The organism is Kordia aestuariivivens (assembly GCF_014397005.1).
In the GTDB taxonomy this organism is placed as follows: Bacteria; Bacteroidota; Bacteroidia; order Flavobacteriales; family Flavobacteriaceae; genus Kordia; species Kordia aestuariivivens.
On sequence record NZ_JACGWS010000008.1, the window covers coordinates 67,809 to 86,284 of the forward strand.

The 18,476-nt window shown below is 34.1% G+C and carries 21 protein-coding genes; 5 read left to right on the forward strand and 16 right to left on the reverse strand.

Annotation, left to right across the window (positions count from 1 at the left end; all coding sequences use genetic code 11):
• Positions 1–264: 264 nt before the first annotated feature.
• The 4 genes from H2O64_RS13630 (at position 265) to H2O64_RS13645 (ending at position 3,145) form a co-directional block, all read left to right on the forward strand.
• Positions 265–1,764: a lipopolysaccharide biosynthesis protein gene (locus H2O64_RS13630; protein WP_187562759.1), complete on the forward strand. Its 1,500-nt coding sequence runs from the start codon at positions 265–267 to the stop codon at positions 1,762–1,764.
• A gap of 128 nt (positions 1,765–1,892) precedes the next feature.
• Positions 1,893–2,252 (forward strand): DUF6249 domain-containing protein, encoded by a 360-nt coding sequence (locus H2O64_RS13635; RefSeq protein WP_187562760.1) that lies wholly within the window; start codon positions 1,893–1,895, stop codon positions 2,250–2,252.
• A 3-nt stretch (positions 2,253–2,255) separates the two neighbouring features.
• A complete protein-coding gene (locus H2O64_RS13640; protein WP_187562761.1) occupies positions 2,256–2,825 on the forward strand; it encodes an RNA polymerase sigma factor in 570 nt (189 codons plus the stop codon).
• Positions 2,813–3,145 (forward strand): hypothetical protein, encoded by a 333-nt coding sequence (locus H2O64_RS13645; RefSeq protein ID WP_187562762.1) that lies wholly within the window; start codon positions 2,813–2,815, stop codon positions 3,143–3,145. The genes H2O64_RS13640 and H2O64_RS13645 overlap by 13 nt, the downstream gene beginning before the upstream one ends.
• A 38-nt stretch (positions 3,146–3,183) precedes the next feature.
• Here H2O64_RS13645 and H2O64_RS13650 read toward each other — a convergent pair whose 3' ends face one another.
• The 4 genes from H2O64_RS13650 to gcvP all read right to left on the reverse strand — a co-directional run bounded on the left by H2O64_RS13650 (position 3,184) and on the right by gcvP (position 8,649).
• Entirely contained in the window at positions 3,184–3,609 is a 426-nt protein-coding gene (locus H2O64_RS13650) for a cupin domain-containing protein (RefSeq protein WP_187562763.1), read from the reverse strand.
• Between the two features lie 120 nt (positions 3,610–3,729).
• Entirely contained in the window at positions 3,730–4,521 is a 792-nt protein-coding gene (gene proC, locus H2O64_RS13655) for a pyrroline-5-carboxylate reductase (protein ID WP_235982882.1), read from the reverse strand.
• Between the two features lies 1 nt (position 4,522).
• Positions 4,523–5,581 carry a 3-oxoacyl-ACP synthase III family protein gene (locus H2O64_RS13660; protein ID WP_187562765.1) on the reverse strand — a complete coding sequence of 353 codons (1,059 nt, stop codon included), beginning with the start codon at positions 5,579–5,581 and terminating at the stop codon, positions 4,523–4,525.
• A 221-nt stretch (positions 5,582–5,802) separates the two neighbouring features.
• Positions 5,803–8,649, reverse strand: a complete 2,847-nt coding sequence (gene gcvP / locus H2O64_RS13665; protein WP_187562766.1) for an aminomethyl-transferring glycine dehydrogenase — start codon at positions 8,647–8,649, stop codon at positions 5,803–5,805.
• Positions 8,650–8,683: 34 nt separating this feature from the next.
• Here gcvP and H2O64_RS13670 point away from each other — a divergent pair, with 34 nt between their 5' ends.
• Positions 8,684–9,616: a UbiA prenyltransferase family protein gene (locus H2O64_RS13670; RefSeq protein WP_187562767.1), complete on the forward strand. Its 933-nt coding sequence runs from the start codon at positions 8,684–8,686 to the stop codon at positions 9,614–9,616.
• Here the strand turns inward: H2O64_RS13670 and H2O64_RS13675 are convergent.
• The 12 genes from H2O64_RS13675 to H2O64_RS13730 all read right to left on the reverse strand — a co-directional run bounded on the left by H2O64_RS13675 (position 9,613) and on the right by H2O64_RS13730 (position 18,470).
• Positions 9,613–9,870 carry a hypothetical protein gene (locus tag H2O64_RS13675; protein ID WP_187562768.1) on the reverse strand — a complete coding sequence of 86 codons (258 nt, stop codon included), beginning with the start codon at positions 9,868–9,870 and terminating at the stop codon, positions 9,613–9,615. The genes H2O64_RS13670 and H2O64_RS13675 overlap by 4 nt on opposite strands.
• A gap of 10 nt (positions 9,871–9,880) precedes the next feature.
• Positions 9,881–10,435 (reverse strand): sigma-70 family RNA polymerase sigma factor, encoded by a 555-nt coding sequence (locus tag H2O64_RS13680; RefSeq protein WP_187562769.1) that lies wholly within the window; start codon positions 10,433–10,435, stop codon positions 9,881–9,883.
• Between the two features lie 76 nt (positions 10,436–10,511).
• Positions 10,512–10,976: an SRPBCC family protein gene (locus H2O64_RS13685; protein WP_187562770.1), complete on the reverse strand. Its 465-nt coding sequence runs from the start codon at positions 10,974–10,976 to the stop codon at positions 10,512–10,514.
• Between the two features lie 6 nt (positions 10,977–10,982).
• Complete coding sequence (locus H2O64_RS13690) at positions 10,983–11,699, reverse strand: YqjF family protein (RefSeq protein WP_187562771.1); 717 nt, start codon at positions 11,697–11,699, stop codon at positions 10,983–10,985.
• Positions 11,700–11,709: 10 nt separating this feature from the next.
• Positions 11,710–12,624 (reverse strand): TIGR01777 family oxidoreductase, encoded by a 915-nt coding sequence (locus tag H2O64_RS13695; RefSeq protein ID WP_187562772.1) that lies wholly within the window; start codon positions 12,622–12,624, stop codon positions 11,710–11,712.
• Positions 12,621–13,595: an SRPBCC family protein gene (locus tag H2O64_RS13700; protein ID WP_187562773.1), complete on the reverse strand. Its 975-nt coding sequence runs from the start codon at positions 13,593–13,595 to the stop codon at positions 12,621–12,623. The genes H2O64_RS13695 and H2O64_RS13700 overlap by 4 nt, the downstream gene beginning before the upstream one ends.
• Positions 13,596–13,615: 20 nt before the next feature.
• Complete coding sequence (locus H2O64_RS13705; protein WP_187562774.1) at positions 13,616–13,999, reverse strand: hypothetical protein; 384 nt, start codon at positions 13,997–13,999, stop codon at positions 13,616–13,618.
• Between the two features lie 4 nt (positions 14,000–14,003).
• The gene (locus H2O64_RS13710) at positions 14,004–14,891 is read right to left on the reverse strand and encodes an SAM-dependent methyltransferase (protein ID WP_187562775.1); all 888 of its coding nucleotides are present in this window, start codon (positions 14,889–14,891) and stop codon (positions 14,004–14,006) included.
• Positions 14,892–14,903: 12 nt separating this feature from the next.
• Positions 14,904–15,344, reverse strand: a complete 441-nt coding sequence (locus H2O64_RS13715; protein ID WP_187562776.1) for a hypothetical protein — start codon at positions 15,342–15,344, stop codon at positions 14,904–14,906.
• The gene (locus tag H2O64_RS13720) at positions 15,341–15,670 is read right to left on the reverse strand and encodes a hypothetical protein (RefSeq protein ID WP_187562777.1); all 330 of its coding nucleotides are present in this window, start codon (positions 15,668–15,670) and stop codon (positions 15,341–15,343) included. Before H2O64_RS13720 ends, H2O64_RS13715 begins: the two co-directional genes overlap by 4 nt.
• Positions 15,671–15,750: 80 nt before the next feature.
• Positions 15,751–16,254, reverse strand: coding sequence for a GbsR/MarR family transcriptional regulator (locus tag H2O64_RS13725; RefSeq protein ID WP_187562778.1), 504 nt, complete (start codon positions 16,252–16,254; stop codon positions 15,751–15,753).
• A gap of 179 nt (positions 16,255–16,433) precedes the next feature.
• Positions 16,434–18,470 carry a M3 family metallopeptidase gene (locus H2O64_RS13730; RefSeq protein WP_187562779.1) on the reverse strand — a complete coding sequence of 679 codons (2,037 nt, stop codon included), beginning with the start codon at positions 18,468–18,470 and terminating at the stop codon, positions 16,434–16,436.
• Positions 18,471–18,476 lie beyond the last annotated feature (6 nt).

Below are 18,476 nucleotides of genomic sequence, written 5' to 3' on the forward strand. Positions count from 1 at the left end.
CTATACAAATATATATAAAAGACTTGTTAGATTGTTAGACTTGTTGGATTATTAGAATTTGGACTTGTTAATTTGAAAATAAATTAGTTTTACATACCAACATACCAACATACCAACATACCAACATACCAACATACCAACATACCAACATACCAACATACCAACATACCAACAACCAACAACGAATAATTCTTCAATCTTTTCATCATTTAAGCCAACAATACATTCATTTATGTAAATTTGTGATTATTAGAACTTATTCGATTGGAAAAACACCAAAAAGAAGTATCGTCACAAGCGCTGAAATTTAGTGTCATCAATTACATTGGTGCGGCTATTGGAATTGTGTCTACACTTTTTATCTATCCAAACGATAAAGAATTTTTAGGAATCATGCGCTATATTTTTGATGGTTCGCAAATTCTCATGGCGTTTTTTGTATTTGGAACTTCGCAATCGTTGGTGAATTATTTTCCGCGTTTTAAAGATTCAGCTGAAAAACGAAACATATTTTTTTCTACTACGGTAGGAATTGTGTTAATCAACAGTATCTTATTCTCCATCATCTTTTTATTATTGGCGAATTCACTATCAAGTGTATTGCCCGATTTTCATGCGTTCGATTATATCGGATATTCCATTATTGTGGGTTTTGCTTTCGCGATGATGGATGTAAGCAAGCGACAAGCATCAAACTATCAAAAAATAGCGATTCCGACCGTATTGGAACGCTTCTCTATTAAACTATTTTTCCCAGTTATATTTTTACTTTTATTGGGCGGAGTCATCACGGTAGAAACTGGCAAAATCATTTATACGATTTGCTTTGTTATTCTTTTTATAATCGCGTTGTTGTATGTAAAGAAAGTTGCGAACATTCAATTCAATTTTAAGTATAAAAAAGTATTTGATCGTCCATTTCGGAAAGAATACCTAAAGTATAGCATCTTTGCTTTTTTTAGTATTTTGGGTTCACTATTAGCGTTTAAGATTGATGGAATTATGGTTCCAAATTTGATTGAAGGCGCAAGTGCCATGACCGCAAACGGAACCTATAGTATTGGCGTGGTTCTGGCAGCAACTTTGGCAATTCCGGCAATTGGTTTGTATACCATTTACAGTCCGATAATCACAGAATATATTGCCAAAGATGATATTGCTTCGCTTGGAAAAAAGTATAAAGAAGTTTCGATGTTGTTATTTGCGCTTGGCGGATTTCTATTGTGCTGTATCTTTTTAGGTGTGGATGATTTGTTTTCGATTTTACCAACGCGTGAAAATTTAATTGATACGATTCCGATCATTTTAATTCTGAGTTTTAATGTCGTGATTGATATGAGTACCGGATTCAATTCGCACATTTTACTCTATTCAAAATACTATCGTTTCAATATGTTTGCGATCGCTATTTTGGTCGTGTTAAACGTTTCCCTGAATGTTTACTTCATCAAATATCTCAATTGGGGAATTGAAGGTGCAGCGTATGCAACCTTGATTTCAATGACGTTGTACAACAGTGTGAAGTTAATTTTTATCTATTCAAAATATAAAATTCAACCATTTACAAAAAAACATTTTCTGCTATTACTCGCGTTTATAGGAAGTGTGAGTTTGCTTCATAACATTCCAACAACAAATTCTGTGATCTTAAATATCATTCTAAAAGTTGGAAGCTGTATGTTGTTTAATGGTTTTGTTATTTATAAACTTCGAATGATTCCAATGCTAAACGATTGGATTTCCAAGAAAATAGGAGCGAAGTAGGTTTGTTTTTTAGTTGCATCAACCTAAAAAAACTGCTCATTAATGAAGAATTTTCTATAAATTAAGTTCCAGACGTAACCTTTTGTGTCTTTGAAGTATCTTATCTATGTAACTTAAAAAAATATATTATGATAGACGCAGGAATACGAATGGATAACCTAGCTATTTTTATGGCAATGCTATTCATGATTATCATTTATTTAGCTTGGATGGTAAAATACAAAGCAAAAGCAAAAGAACGCTTATTGATGATTGAAAAGGATTTTGATGAAAATAAGTTGCTTAAAAATAAAAAAAACTCCTTTAATCTATTGAAAACGGGCATCATTCTTTTGGCAAGTTCTATTGGTGCTATTATTGGTCTTTTATTAGACGTAAATTTTCCTTCAGAAATTGATGAGAATATGATCTTTGTTATAGCTGTATTTATGTTTGCAGGCATAGGAATGATCATTGCAAATAAAGTAGATAAACCTAAGGAAGACTAATATATGGACGACATCTACATACAAAAAGTACTAGATGGTAACCAAGATGCTTTTCGTTTTTTAATTAAAAAATACAAAGATCTATCTTATTCGTATGCAATGTCCATTGTGAAAGATGAATTTATTGCACAAGAAGTTTTACAGACTTCATTTATTAAAGCCTACACGAAACTCAATACTTTTAAAAAGAATTCAAAATTTAGTACTTGGTTGTATAGAATTGTGGTTAATGAAGCTTTTAAAGTTTTAAACAAGCGTAAAAAAGACTTTTTAGTGTATGAAGAAAACACAGAAAGTAATGAGGTAGGAATTGATGATATGATCTTTAAAACAGATGTAGAATATCAGCAATACTACATTAATGAAGCCTTAAAAAAGTTGGGAGCGAAAGAGAGTTTAGCGCTGCGCTTATTCTATCTGGAAGAACACACTATTAATGAAATTACAGATATTACAGGTTGGAATAAAACGAATATTAAAGTGTTGCTTCATCGCGGAAGAAACAATATGAAGAAAATACTAACAATGCATGATAAAAATAATAAACAAACATTTGGCGAATGGATGAATTAGATAAAAAAGATGCTTTTGGGGATTTAATGACAAAAAGTACATTAGAGATGCCTTTTTCTGATTTTGAAGATACAGTGATGCAACTCATTGAAGAAAAAGCTGCTCAAAAAAGTAAAATTAATAGAGAATTAAGGCTTTCAAGGTTTTTCTTTATCGTAGGAAGTATATTTGGATTTGTAATATCGATACTATTATCAGCAATCAAAGAACCGCTTTTTGGAATCGATCAAAACATAATAGCACTTAGCTTTCAAATCCTATTTGCAACATTATTTTTTACACATGTAGAAGCGTTTTTGAATGTAAAAAAGAGCAACTAATCATTTTAAAAGTCGGAAGTTGTTTGATGGTTTTTCAACTATTTTTCATTTTTAATAACCGTAATCGGCGTTTTTTCAACGCCAGCATAAAAAACGATAATTTCCGCAGGTTCATTGCTTTCGTTTTTTCCGTAATGCCATTTATTTACTAACTCTACAATGGGTTCGCCAGCTTTCAGATATAAAGTATCATTGGTTTCACTAATTACGGTGAGTTCACCTTTTATTAAAACGCCTGCGTTAATTACAGGATGTTTATGTCGTTTCAATTCGGTTTTTGGTGGAATTACAATTTTTAAAATCGTGATTTCAGGAGTGCCTTCTGGATAGTTTGGAAGCGAATCACCATTCCAACTTTTAGTGGTTTTGACTAAGGTAGTTACTTCTGTTTTTGTGCTATTATTTGAGTTGCAAGCAATGAGTAGTATTGCGCTAAGCGAACATAAAGTCAATAGTTTTTTCATGGGTATTCATTAGTATTTCCAGTTTCGTATGATGCATTGAATTCAAAGATCAAGCATTTTTCTTATATATGCCAAAATCTGTGTGCAAAAGGAATTTGTACTATAATTGTGTTGAGGAGTTTACTTCTGAATGGTTTCAATCGATGTTTTAATTCCTTTGATAAGAGAAGAACTAAATCCTTGATGTTCCATTTCGTTGAGTCCAGCAATCGTACAACCTTTTGGAGTCGTTACTTTATCAATTTCTTCTTCCGGATGATTTCCGTTTTGAAGTAATAATTCACTCGCACCTTTTACGGTTTGCGAAGCAATTTTTGTAGCGGTTTTTGCATCAAATCCAATTTCTATTCCACCTTGAATCATCGCTCTGATAAAACGCAAAGCATACGCAATTCCACACGCGCCTAAAACGGTTGCTGCATCCATGAGACTTTCGTCAATCTCAATAGTTTCGCCTAGTGCGTCAAAGATAAATTTGGTTTTTGCAATGTTTTCTGCGGAAGCATTTTTAGAAGCCAAACACGTCATTGATTCACCAATAGCTGCTGCCGTATTTGGCATAGCGCGTACAATTTGAATAGTTGGAGCTAAAGACTTTGTGAATTGTTCAATAGAGAAATCGCTAATCACAGAAATCACCAAATGATCTGGTGTTATGTGTGAAGTAAGTTGTTTTAAAACAGCTTCAATTCGATACGGTTTTAATGCGAAAATCAAGATTTTAGCTTCTTTTACGGCTAATACATTGTCAGAAGTTGTCTGTACATTTTCAGCTTTTAAATCGGCTAAAAGTTCAACTTTTGTACGTGTAACGTAAATCTGCTCAGGATTGTAGTTTTGTTTCAATAATCCTTGCGCAATTGATTTTCCTAAATTTCCGCCACCAATAATGGCAATCGTATCTTGATTCATGTTAATATTTATAGACAATGGCATTAATGTTCATTCCAGCACCAACGCTCGCGAACATAATAATGTCTCCTTTTTGAATTTCTTGATTTTCTACTTTTCCTTTGATGACCATGTCAAATAAGGTTGGGATTGTGGCAACAGAACTGTTACCTAAATTATGAATCGTCATTGGCATTACTCCTTCAGGAACTTCCTTATCGTATAATTTATAAAAACGTTCTACAATGGCTTCATCCATCTTTTCATTTGCTTGATGAATGAATATTTTCTTTAAATCTTGAATTGCTACACCACTTTTATCCAAACATACTTTCATTGCCATTGGTACGTGTGTCAACGCAAACTCATATATTTTACGCCCGTACATTTTAATGTAACGTGTGTCTTCTGATAACTCCTGATTGTAAGATTTTCCAAAGAATAAAAAATGCGCTTCGTCATAGGAATACGTAGCGGTTTCGTGCGAAATGATTCCGCTGTCAGAATCCGTAACTTCAATAACTGTGGCACCAGCACCATCAGAATAAATCATGGAATCTCGGTCGTGTTTATCAATCACTCTTGAAAGTGTTTCAGAACCTATGATTAAACACTTTTTAGCCATACCAGCTTTGATAAATGCGTATCCTTGGATTACGCCTTCTAGCCAACCTGGGCAACCAAAAACAACATCATACGCTACACATTTTGGGTTTTTGATTCGCAAGCTGTGCTTTACTCTACTTGCTAAACTTGGTACGGCATCACTTTGAATTGCACCTTTTTTAACATCACCGAAATTTTGTGCAAAGATGATGTAATCCAATTCTTCTGGATCAATATTGGCATCTGCAATGGCTTTTTCAGCTGCAAAAAAACCTAAGTCTGATGAACTGTGATGCGCTTCTGCATATCTGCGTTCGTCAATTCCAGTAATGGATTGAAACTTTTTTATAATAATATCCGTATTATGTTTAATAGGACTTCCGTCAGCATTTAAGAATTCGTGCTGATGAAAATCTTCATTCGTTTCAACACCAGAGGGAATATAGCATCCTGTCCCAGTTATTTTGACATTCATACCAATATCAGTTTTTAAGATTTAAGACAACTAAATTAATCATTATAAAGGTTGATTATTTCAGTTGCGAAGTGGAAATTATAATTTTTGCGGATAATGCACTCAAATGTTAAGGTTTTAGAGAATATTCAAAATAAAACCTTAAAAAATGATAATAGTTCAATGAAAAATAGAAACAAATTAAAAAAAGGAGCATTCTTTTGAACGCTCCTTACTTGTTTTTATGCTTCTTCGTATGCCTCAATTGGCGCACATGTACAGATTAAGTTTCGATCTCCGTAAGCATCATCAACTCTTCGAACTGATGGCCAGAATTTATTTTCTGAAACATACGGCAATGGAAATGCTGCTTTTTGACGTGAATATGGAAGCTTCCATTCGTCAGTCGTTAACATGTCTAATGTATGTGGAGCGTTTTTTAATACGTTGTTGGTGTCGCTTGCGTCAGCTTCTGAAATTTCTCCATAAATAGCTAATAACGCATCACAGAAAGTATCTAATTCTGATAAGCTTTCACTTTCCGTTGGTTCAATCATCACCGTTCCTGCAACTGGAAATGATACTGTTGGCGCGTGAAAACCGTAGTCCATCAAGCGTTTTGCAATATCAGTTACTTCAATACCATGTTGTTTAAAAGGTCTGCAATCAATAATCATTTCATGCGCACATCTTCCGCGCTCATTGGTATATAAAATATTGAATTCGCTTTCCAATCTTGCTTTGATATAGTTTGCATTCAAGATGGCATATTCCGTAGCTTCTGTTAAACCTCTAGAACCTAACATCGCAATGTATCCGTAAGAGATTAAACAAACTAAAGCACTTCCCCAAGGTGCAGAAGAAATCGCTGTAATAGCTTTTTCTCCACCTGTTTTAATAACTGGATTGCTAGGTAAGAAAGGAGTTAAATGTGCCGCAACACAAATAGGTCCAACACCAGGTCCACCGCCACCATGTGGAATGGCAAATGTTTTGTGTAAATTTAAGTGACAAACATCAGCACCAATTGTAGCCGGATTTGTTAATCCAACTTGCGCATTCATGTTTGCACCATCCATATATACTTGTCCGCCATTATCGTGGATAATTTTGGTAATGTCTTTAATGGTAGCTTCAAAAACTCCGTGTGTTGATGGATAGGTAACCATCAATGCAGCTAAATTATCTTTGTGTAACAAAGCTTTTTCGCGTAAATCGGCTACATCAATATTTCCATCTTCGGTCGTTTTAGTAACCACAACTTTCATTCCTGCCATCACTGCACTTGCAGGATTTGTTCCGTGTGCAGAAGCAGGAATTAAACAGATGTTTCTGTGTGTATCACCATTTGATTCATGAAATGCTCTAATGACCATTAATCCGGCAAATTCTCCTTGCGCTCCAGAGTTTGGTTGCAATGAAGTTCCAGCGAATCCAGTAATCACATTTAATTGATGTTCTAATTCTTTTAATAAGATTTGATAACCTTCTGCTTGATCCACAGGAACAAAAGGATGAATATTATTCCATTGAGCTGAACTTAACGATAACATTTCTGCTGCAGCGTTTAACTTCATAGTACATGAACCTAACGCAATCATAGAATGGTTTAAGGATAAATCTTTACGCTCTAATTTTTTGATATAACGCATCATTTCTGTTTCAGAATGATAGCTATTGAAAACCGCTTCTTCCATGAATGTAGTTTTTCTAACTACCGATGGCAATAATTTTGAAGCGTTCGTTTGTTCAATTTTGATAGTTTCTTTTTCAATTGCAGCAGCAAAAATAAACGCAATGTCATTTAGATCGCGATCCGTAGTTGCTTCGTTGATAGAAATACCAATAGTATCTTCATCAATGTATAAAAAGTTGACCTCGTTTTGCTCTGCGATTTCTCTAACAGTTGCAGCATTTGCTTTGACAACAATGGTATCGAAGAAAGCTGTATTTGTTTGTTGAAAGCCTAATTTTTCAAGTGTATTTGATAAGTCAACTGCTTTTGAATGTACTTTATTCGCAATGTATTTCAAGCCATTTGGTCCGTGATATACTGCGTACATTCCTGCCATAACTGCTAGTAATACTTGCGCAGTACAGATGTTTGAAGTTGCTTTGTCTCTTTTGATGTGTTGCTCGCGCGTTTGTAACGCCATACGTAATGCACGATTACCATCTGTATCTTTCGTAACACCAATGATACGCCCTGGAATGTGACGTTTATATTCTTCTTTAGTTGCAAAAAATCCAGCGTGTGGACCTCCATATCCTAATGGAATTCCAAAACGTTGTGTCGTTCCAACCACTACATCAACACCAAAATTCCCTGGTGATTCTAACACAACTAAACTTAAAATATCTGCTGCGACAGCAACTTTAATTTCGTTTGCGTTTGCTTTTTCTGTGAATGCACGGTAATCAAAAACTTGTCCGTGTTTCCCTGGATATTGTAATAAAGCACCAAAGTAATCCGTTGAGAAATCAAAGGTTTCATGATTTCCAAAAACCAATTCAATTTCAAGTGGAATGGCTCTCGTTTTTAGTAAAGAAATTGTTTGTGGTAACACTTCATTAGATACAAAGAATTTTAAAACATTATTCTTTTTTTGTGCTCTTGATCGAACAGAAAATAACATTCCCATTGCTTCAGCCGCAGCGGTACTTTCATCTAATAGAGAAGCGTTTGCCAATTCCATACCTGTAAGTTGTGTAACTACAGTTTGGAAATTTAATAATGCTTCCAATCTTCCTTGTGCAATTTCAGCTTGGTAAGGCGTGTATGCAGTATACCAACCCGGATTTTCAAAAATATTACGTTGTATAACGGCTGGCGTTACAGGTTCGTGATACCCCAATCCAATATACGTTTTGAATATTTTATTATGACCTGCTAAATGTTGCATGTGCGATAAAAACTCATTTTCGCTCAGTCCTGCTGGAAGATCTAATGGTTCTCTTAAACGAATTTCATCTGGAATAGTTTCGTCAATAAGTTGTTCTAATGAATCAACTCCGATGGTTTGTAACATTTGAGGAACATCTTTTGCACGTGTTCCGTTATGTCTTAATGAAAAAGAATCAGTTTTCATCGGCTATAATTTTGTCTTTTTTATAGTTGTGTTTATGGCTGCAAAAGTACAACTAAAAAATTACATTTTATTAACTTTACAAAGTGCTACACAAGGAAAGTTTTTAACGAAAAAGGTGGGTTATGAACAGTTTGGCTATTTTTGCGTAATGAATGTTTTAAAGAAACTTTTCAATTTTTATTTAGATAGTAGTATTCATATAGGATTGAGCGTGTATTCGCTAACTTATAGTACGCTGTTGTTGTTTGGGTTACCGTATGATGAAGCTGTTTTATATTTTACATTTTATGGCACAATTGTGACCTATAATTTTATAAAATATGGGAGTTCGGCAAAGCAATATTTTTTTGTGACTTCAAAATATAAAAAAAGAATTCAGTTGTTTAGTTTTTTATGTTTTGTGTTGGCAGTATTTTATGCGTATCAAATGCAAGTCAAAACACTATTGTTCGCTATTGGATTTAGTGTGTTATCTTCTTTATATATTATTCCATTTTTACCAAACAGGAAAAATTTTAGAACACTTTTAGGATTTAAAATTTCAATTGTGGCTTTGTGTTGGACAGGCGTTACGGTATTGTTGCCTATTGTAAATGCAGATTTACCAATTGCAGAAACGAAAGTTGTGTTCACCTGTTTGCAACGTTTTCTATTAGTATTAATTTTGATGATTCCTTTTGAAATTAGCGATTTGTCGTATGATGCAGAAGGTTTAGGTACTTTGCCACAACGTTTGGGAATTTCGCGAACAAAGTTACTCGCTTTTGTGTGGATTTTACTTTTTATAGGATTTGACTATTTGATTCGACAAGAAATGTCAAAAGAATTTTTTATCACGCTTGGATTGAGTTTCGGATTGGCTTTCGTGATTTGGAAATCGGGCATAAAAAAATCGAAATACTTCACTTCTTTTTGGGTGGAAAGTATTCCGATTGTATGGTTGCTGTTATTGCTACTTATACGCTAGTATTTACTCATTTCTTCTTGTAGCTTGCGTTGCATTTCTTCTTTTTTATCTTTTTCGATCGCTTCAATTTTCGATTTTCGGATAAGTTTTGTCAACTTATTATTTCCGCTAGAATATCCTCTTGTAATGTGACACCAAGACAATCTTACGTTTAGTTTTATCTTCTCCCAAAGTGTTGCTTCTCCATATTGCGACTTGTCGCAGATATGTTTTGCTTCCTCACAGGAAATGAAAAATTTATTTTTTGTACTCATTTACTTAATTTTAATACCAATTCTTTTCGAGACATCCAGAAAGCGCAGTTCTCGCCCTATGAATAATAACCCAAAGGTTAGACGCGGTTATATTTAGTTCATTACAAATTGTTTCGGTGTCGTATCCTAAAATGGTTTTCATTTTAAAAATAGTCGCTTGTTTTTCAGGAAGTTTGTCCAAACAATCTTCTATGGCAAGCCCGAGTTCTTCATTTTGTATTTGGTCTTCAGCATTTTTTTCATAGCCGTCGGCAACGCGTTCTTCTAGCCAATCTCCTTCAGATTCTGTGTCGGAATTGTAATTGATTCTAACTTCGGCTTGGCCTTTTTTAGAATTTATTTTACGATAGTGATCAATGATTTTACGTTTCAATATAGAGATGAGCCATGTACGTTCAGACGCTTCTCCTTTGAAATTTGCCATTGATTTTAATCCTGCAAAAAAAGTCTCTTGGACTAAATCTTGCGCAGTCTCTCTATCTTTTACCCTAACAATTGTGTAATTGAAGAGATAATCCGCATAGAGGGAAATCCAGGTATTCGGATCTAGTTGATTATTTGGCATTTGCGAGCTAATTATTTCTTCAAAAATAAACGATAATTGTTGAAATAAAAAATAATTACTCAGTTAGAAAAATCCTTCAATCTTTTAATGCCAAAAATTCTGCTTTTTGTTTGATGTGTTTGTTTCGTTCGAAGAGAAATTTTGTGAGGTATGATTTTAAAATAAAGTAGTTGAAAAGCTTTCCGAAAATACTGTATGGAACTTCATATTTAAAAATGTCAATCATTTCCGTAACACCATCAGCTTCTTTAAAAATATGTTCGTGATGGAGACTCTTAAAAACACCTTTCGTCATTTCATCTACAAAATAAGTTGGCGATTCAAAGGCAGTAATAAGACTTGTATGTGTTAAGTAGAAACCAAAATGTTTTGCGCGCCATGTAACCGTTTCTCCTAAGCTTATTTTACCAGAAGTTACACCTGCAATTGCTTTTTCGCGCGAGTTCTTGGTAGAAGCTTCATGTTCCGAAATATCTCTGGAAAGGTCAAAAACCGTCAGAATTGGCGCTTTTATGTGGGTTGATAGCTTGATTGTGGTCATGTGGAATTAAAATTTCGTCAATGATTTTTTCGGTTCAACCGTGATTTTAGAACCTTCCATTAAAAATACGGAATATGGTTTTGTGTTTGTTAAATGTGCAAACTTTTCTCCGTAATTCAATTCAAAATCTAAGTTTAATTTGTAATCATCTGCTTTATAATATAACCATTTTGGATGTGTCACTTCGTACTCAAACGTTTTAGAATTGCTGTATTTGGTGTAGCCAAAATAATGTTCTGAGATGAATTCTATTTCTGAATTTTCAGGAAATGGCACAGGATTATTTTTTGTGGTTACTGCAATTGATTGCGTTTGTTGTTTGTTTTTCCAAGCATAAGAAATAGCAACAGTTTCGGACGTAATATTCCATTCGTGCGACATTGGACGCGTGATGTAATGTTCATGATACACTGTGTTTGCAACAAAACTCAACAAACGTTTCGGGACAATTTCTTGAATAAAAACGGCACCTCTTTTCCAAACTCCATTTTCTTCTCGCTTCACATAAAATCGTAAATTGACTTCTTCAAACGTATGTAAAGCGGGCATTTTACAGCCTAAAACTTTGGTGTTTTTAAACATAAATCCAATCACACTCACAAAACATTTTCCGTCATAACTATCTAGAAAAGTTCCTTTTGGCACATATTCTTGTAATATTTCAGGAGCAACCGTGTAATTTATAAAGACTAATTTTCGCCATTCGGCAGTTAAAAAACTCATGATTTTTTTGTTATCTGTTTATAATTTCGTGAATCGCTTTTTCCACGGTTGGATATTGAAATTGAAATCCAGCAGCGACTAATTTTTCTGGAATGACAAACCTGCTTTTTAAGATGAGTTCTGCTTCTGTGCCAATGAATCGTGCGCCGAATCGAAGTAACCATTTCGGTTGAAATATTCCAACGGAGATTTTTAAAACCTTACGCAACGTTTTCATGAATTCTTTATTCGGAATCGGATTTGGCGAAGTTACATTGAACGTTCCCAATTTATTTTTTTCTAATAGGAATTCAACAACGCGACAGAAATCGTGTTCGTGAATCCAACTTACTTTTTGATTTCCATTTCCTTGCGTTCCGCCCAAACCAAGTTTTGTTAAACTTTTTAATGGAACAAAAGCACCGCCATTTTTCCCTAATACAATAGAAGTTCGCAATACAATTTTAAAGGTTTTTGGGGTTTGCATGTCATGAAATGCTTTTTCCCAAGATTTCGCAACATTCATAGAAAAATCGTCACCAATACTTCCAGTTGCTTCGGTCATTTTTGTATCAAGCGAATGCTTATAAATCGTTGCCGTAGACGAATTCATCCAAACTTTTGGCGGAACTGCGCATGCCTGAATTGCTTTACCTAATACTTCCGTAGATTGTACTCTGGAGTTTAAAATTTCAGTTTTATTTTTTTCGTTGTAACGACAATCGACCGATTTCCCTGTAAGATTGATCAACACATCAACACCTTCTAATTCCATGATCCAAATGTCGAGCGTTTTTGCGTCCCATTCTACATAGCGCAACGCATCATTTCCCGTTTCCTTGTTGCTTCTTGATAAGATTACAATTTCATAATTCTTCGGAAGAAAATATTCAATTAACGCTTTTCCTAAAAAACCGCTTCCGCCTGCAATGACCATTTTTTTCATGATTGTATTTTTAAAGGATTGCTTTTATTTTCGCATGTTGTTTTGATATGATTCAACACACGATCGTGAATTTTGTGAATGATATACGTACTCCAAATTTTCCAATATGTTTCTGGTTTAATTTTATTGTAATACCACGTTGTTCCTTCAACCAATGTTTTGCCATTGGCTAATTTTGTCAGTTTGAATTGCCCTTTTTTCGACACAAAATATTCATGAAGATGCGCAGGATTTATTTCATACATACTAATTTCTTTCATTGGAATTGGTTGTTTTTCTACCGAAAATGCTAATAAATTTGGTTCATTCCATGCCGTAATTGGTTCTACAAAACTTCCGGTAGAGAAGTTGCAATATCGAATAGCGCCAACGCCTTTTCCTTCAATTTTTGCGTTGATCGGATAGGCAATTCCTGTTTTGAATAAAAATTCTGTCGGTTCCTCCATTTGTGGAAATTCAATCACTTGTTTCCAAACTTCTTCAATGGGCGCGTCAATTTCTATACTAGACGTAATTGGGAAAATTGTTGGTTCATAATCTGTATGATTTTCAAACGCTAATAATGATGGAACGACTAAAACATATAAAATCATCATTTTTACGCCACTCGATTTTTTATGTTGAATCTGATAACCGACAAACGCACCGATAATCACAAACGGAATTGCAATTGGAGCCGCCATTAAAATACAAATAATACCTTCTATCGCGAATAGCAATAAACAAGCGCAACACGCAAAAAATACGAGTAATGAACTTTTGAAAGCATTTGCAAACGTAATGGGTTCGTAATAACTGATGAGTAATGTTGTTGTAAAGCCTGAAAAGAATGGAATGATGGCGAAAACTGTCCAACCGTAATCTTCAAAAGTGTTCACGCCGAGATATATAAATAATGTTGAAAGAGCTGCTGTAACAATGCATGCAATGACAAAATTGAGGCTTTTATTTTTTTTTAAAATTGAGATCATGCTATTATTTTTTTGAATGGTTATTGGTTTAAAGCTTCTATTTTTTTTATCTGATATTCTCTAGTTTCATAACCGACAGCGGAACCGAAAACAACCAGGGCTATTCCAGGTGGTATTAGAAGAATGATCCCAAATATAGGGACAGTAAGTATTATAATTACACAGAAAAGAAGGAATACTGCCAAAGAGTTACAAACGGCAAATCCGTAAGAGAATGAACGATGATAACTCGTAATTATAGTGGTCGTAAAACCTGATAATATGGGAAGTAGTATTGAAATGAACGAACCTTCTTCTGGAAAAAACATACCTGCCACAGGCGGTACAAGAACAATGAGTAACACCGTAGCTATGCAAGCAATGACAAAATTGAGGGTTTTACTTTTCTTTAAAATTGTTTTCATGATGTTACTTTTTAGCGGTGATCATATAATATCCAAAATTTGTCAAACTTAAGCTTGAAAGTAATGCTAAGAATGAACCTTTTAAGTTTTTGATACTTTCTGGCTTGAGTGTTTCTTTCCTGAATAATTTCTTTAAGATAAAACCCGAAACCGTAAATGGGACATGCAATACCGACGGTGCCACTCTGTACCAAATATTCTGTACTTTGACATCTTTGAAACCTAATTTCTTTAAATCGGATTTTACACGATTGATATTTCCTAAACTTTGTAAACTCCATGAATCACACAAACCTTTATAGGTGTATTTTGCTAATGGATTCATTTCTGAAATGTCTTTTTTTACGAATGCATCTGCAATCACAAAAGTTGATTCAGGTTTTAAAATTCGATAGGTTTCAGCTAAAGCTTCTGTGCTACAACCTGAATGGCACAAACTTTCAATTGCCATTGCACCATCAAAAGTGTTTTCTTTAAAAAATGTATTTCTGTAATCTCTGTTGAGAATTGTTCCGCGTTCTGAGTGAAGCATTTCGTTTCCTTTTGCTACCTGAAAAGGAGAAATTGTCAAACCTGTAATTGCCAATTTTGGATAGGTTGAAATTCCGTGACGAATAGAAGCGCCCATTCCGCAACCTAAATCGACAATATGTTTTTTCTGATCGGATACATTCAAACGTTTAAATACTTCTGAATTCATTTGATTCAACATCACATCACGTGTAAATACACATGTTTTGAAAGGAACAAAATAGCCAAAGTGCATGTTTAAATCTTTACTCCAAAAACGATAGTCTTCAGTTGCTTCATTATAAAAATCAATGATTTGTTCTTTATTAGAAGACGTTTGTAGTTCCTTTTTTAAATAGGAGTGGAGACAGAGATTTTTCATAGTTAGATAATTTTAATTGAAATAAATTCCAATGAGATTGTAAATAAATAATAGTGTGTAAACCGTTGCAAACAGAACAAATAAAGTATTCATGCAATACGAGCCAATTTTAAAAAGTGGTTCTTGTGGAATGGTGTACATTGGGTAATAAGCAATTTGTGTCGCAACTTTTCCAACCCAATACATTGCAATTAATCCTGTAATTGCTAACGCTAATAATGTTTGATTCTTTAAATCATTAGGCAAGAGAATTGCAATGACACCAAAAGAAAAATTTAATCCTTGAATGTATCTTCCGTAGGTTTTTGCTATTTCTTGGTTTAATGGTTTTAATTTTTTAACATCTGTATACCAATCAAACACGCGGTGACGGATATACGGATAAATAAGTGCTGTAAATATTTGGCCGATTCCCCCAAGAATTATGAGCCAATTTGGAATAAAATCAATCATAATACTTTTTGGTTGAGTTGATATACGATGTATGTGAAATAGGTAGCGATGAGCATTGGTGCTATCATTATGAACAAAATTGTGATTCCTAACGTGTGATTATTTAAGAAAAACCATAGCAGAAAAAAACTTGTTAGTATGCCGTAAGTAGTTAAATGCTCTTTGATTCTCTGAGAAAATTTGTGGTAATTAAACAATAATACGATGAAGAATAGTAATTGAATACAGCCTAAAAGTATTTGTAGATACATTCCGTAAATAATTGTTAGATATCCTAAAAGTGTCAATCCGAAGAAGATGTTATTGATGTAATAAATAAATTTCATAACTATTGTATTTTTTAAACTTTCAATAAATATTGAAACATAAGTTGAAATAAAAAAGGAAAATGAATTCCTTTTGTGCGTTACTTTATGAGTTTCATGAATGTTTTTGTTATCCAATTAGACTCTTGATTTACGAGTCGATTCATAATGGAATCGGCGGTTTCTGCTAACTCGTGAAGTGCTTTGGTTTGCTTGATGAGTTCTTTTGTTTTTGCCGAACCATCTTCATCAATACTACTTACTTCTTTTAGTATTTTTAGTGTGGGCTGAATTTCTCTTCGGCTGCGTTCGCGAGCAATCTGTTTTGTGAGCTCATGTACGTCTTTCTCTGATGCGAAGTACTCTTTTCGCTCGCCAGCTTTTGAAGTTTTATATACAATTCCCCAATCGATTAACTGTCGCAAGTTCATGCTTGTGTTTCCTCTTGAAATGTGTAATTCTTCCATCACATCTTCCATTGATAATGGTTCGGGAGAAATTAAAAGTAATGCATGAATTTGTGCCATTGCTTTATTAATTCCCCATAAGGTTCCTAATGAACCCCAAGTTTGTATAAACTTATCTTTTGCTTCTGTGTAATTCATGAGACAAATATATAATAATTTTTAAACTTTCAAAAATTATTGAAAGTTTATTTTGTTTTTATTGAAAGGACAATGGTTTGAAACAACTAGAAACAAAAAACCATTTCAATCATATAACTACAATTGAAATGGTCTTTATTTTTGCTAACTGCTAACTGCTAACTGCTAACTGCTAACTGCTAACTGCTAACTAGCAAACCCGCACGTTTCAATAATGCATCAGGTTTTGGAGCTGCTCCACGGAAACGTTTATATAAAGTCATTGGATGTTCTGTACCACCTTTTGATAATACATGCGTTGCGAATTTTGAAGCAATTTCTTTGCTAAAGATGTCGTTTTCTTTGAAATATTCAAAAGCATCTGCATCCAATACTTCTGCCCATTTGTAACTGTAATAACCAGAAGAATACCCACCTTGAAAGATGTGCGAAAACGCAGTACTCATTGCAGTTTTTGGATTTTCTGGGAACAAACGTGTATTTTCAAATGCGGCTTTTTCATGTGTTTTTAAATCTTCAATTCCTGTCGGATTGATTCCGTGCCAACTCATATCGAGCAATCCAAAACTGATTTGACGTAAAGTTGCCATTCCTTCTAAAAAGGTGGATGAAGCTTTTATTTTTTCTATAAATTCCATCGGAATCACTTCGTCAGTTTCGTAATGTCTTGCAAAAATAGCCAAGGCTTCTGCCTCGTAACACCAGTTTTCGAGTATTTGACTTGGCAATTCTACAAAATCCCAATATACAGATGTTCCGCTTAAACTTGGATAGGTTGTATCGGCTAACATTCCGTGCAACGCATGACCAAATTCATGGAAAAGCGTTGTCACTTCATTAAAAGTTAATAAAGAAGGTTTTGATTCGGTTGGTTTTGTAAAATTACACACAATAGATACATGCGGGCGTTCTACGTTTCCATCTTTTCGCTGTTGTGATTTGTAAGAAGTCATCCAAGCGCCGTTTCGTTTTCCTTTTCGCGGATGGAAATCTGCATAAAATACAGCGACGAAGTTATTTTTCCCGTCGTATACCTCATAAGTTTTTACATCTTCGTGATAGGTGTCAATATCAAAAACTTGCTCAAAACGTAAATCAAATAATTTATCGGCTACGGTAAACGCACCATCAATTACGTTTTCAAGTTTAAAATATGGTTTTAGCTTTTCATCGTCCAAGTTGAACAATTCTTGCTTTAATTTTTCTGAATAATACGAACTGTCCCAACTTTGAAGATCTTCGATTCCATCTAACTTTTTGGCAAAATTTGCTAATTGTTGAAATTCACGTTCGGCAGCAGGTTTTGCTTTTTCCAAGAGTTCATTCAAAAATGAAATTACCTTTTCAGGCGTTTCAGCCATGCGTTCTTCCAATACAAAATGTGCATGTGTTTTGTAGCCTAATAAATTTGCACGTTGGTGACGTAATTTTGCAATTTCCAATACATTTGCTTGGTTGTCTAATTCGTCATTTTTAAAACATTTTGAACCGCCAGCAATTGCCATTTGTTGGCGTAATTCACGGTTATCAGCATATTTCATGAATGGAATATAGCTTGGATAATCGAGTGTGAAAATCCAACCTTCTTTGTTTTCGCTTTTCGCGATTGCTTTTGCGGCTTCTAACGCACCATTTGGAATTCCTGAAATAGCTGTTTCTTCTGTTAAGTGCAATTGAAATTTGTTCGTTTCAGCGAGAACATTTTCACCAAAAGTCAAGCTTAATTTTGAAAGTTTTTTATCAATCTCGCGCAATTTTTCTTTTTTATCTTCCGATAGATTTGCACCATTTCGTGAGAAACTTTTAAATTTCTTATCGAGTAATGTTTTTTGCTCTACTGTCAAACTGAGTGTTTCTCTAGCTTCATAAACAGTTTTCACTCTTTCAAACAAGGCTTCATTCAGTGTAATATCATTTGATAATTCAGTTAATTTAGGCGAAACTTCTTGTGCTATTTTTTGAATAGTATCGTTGGTTTCTGCTGAATTCAAATTAAAAAAGATACTTGTCACACGATCTAATTGTTGTCCAGAATATTCTAACGCTTCAATGGTGTTCTCAAAAGTAGGAGCATTCTTACTATGAACGATGGCGTTAATTTCTTCTTTTGTTCGCTTAATTTCTATGTCAATCGCACTAGCAAAGTCGTTTTCGTTGATTTTAGAAAAAGGTGCTGTTGTATGTTTTGTAGGAAATGTTTTGTTTAAAACTGTCATTTTATC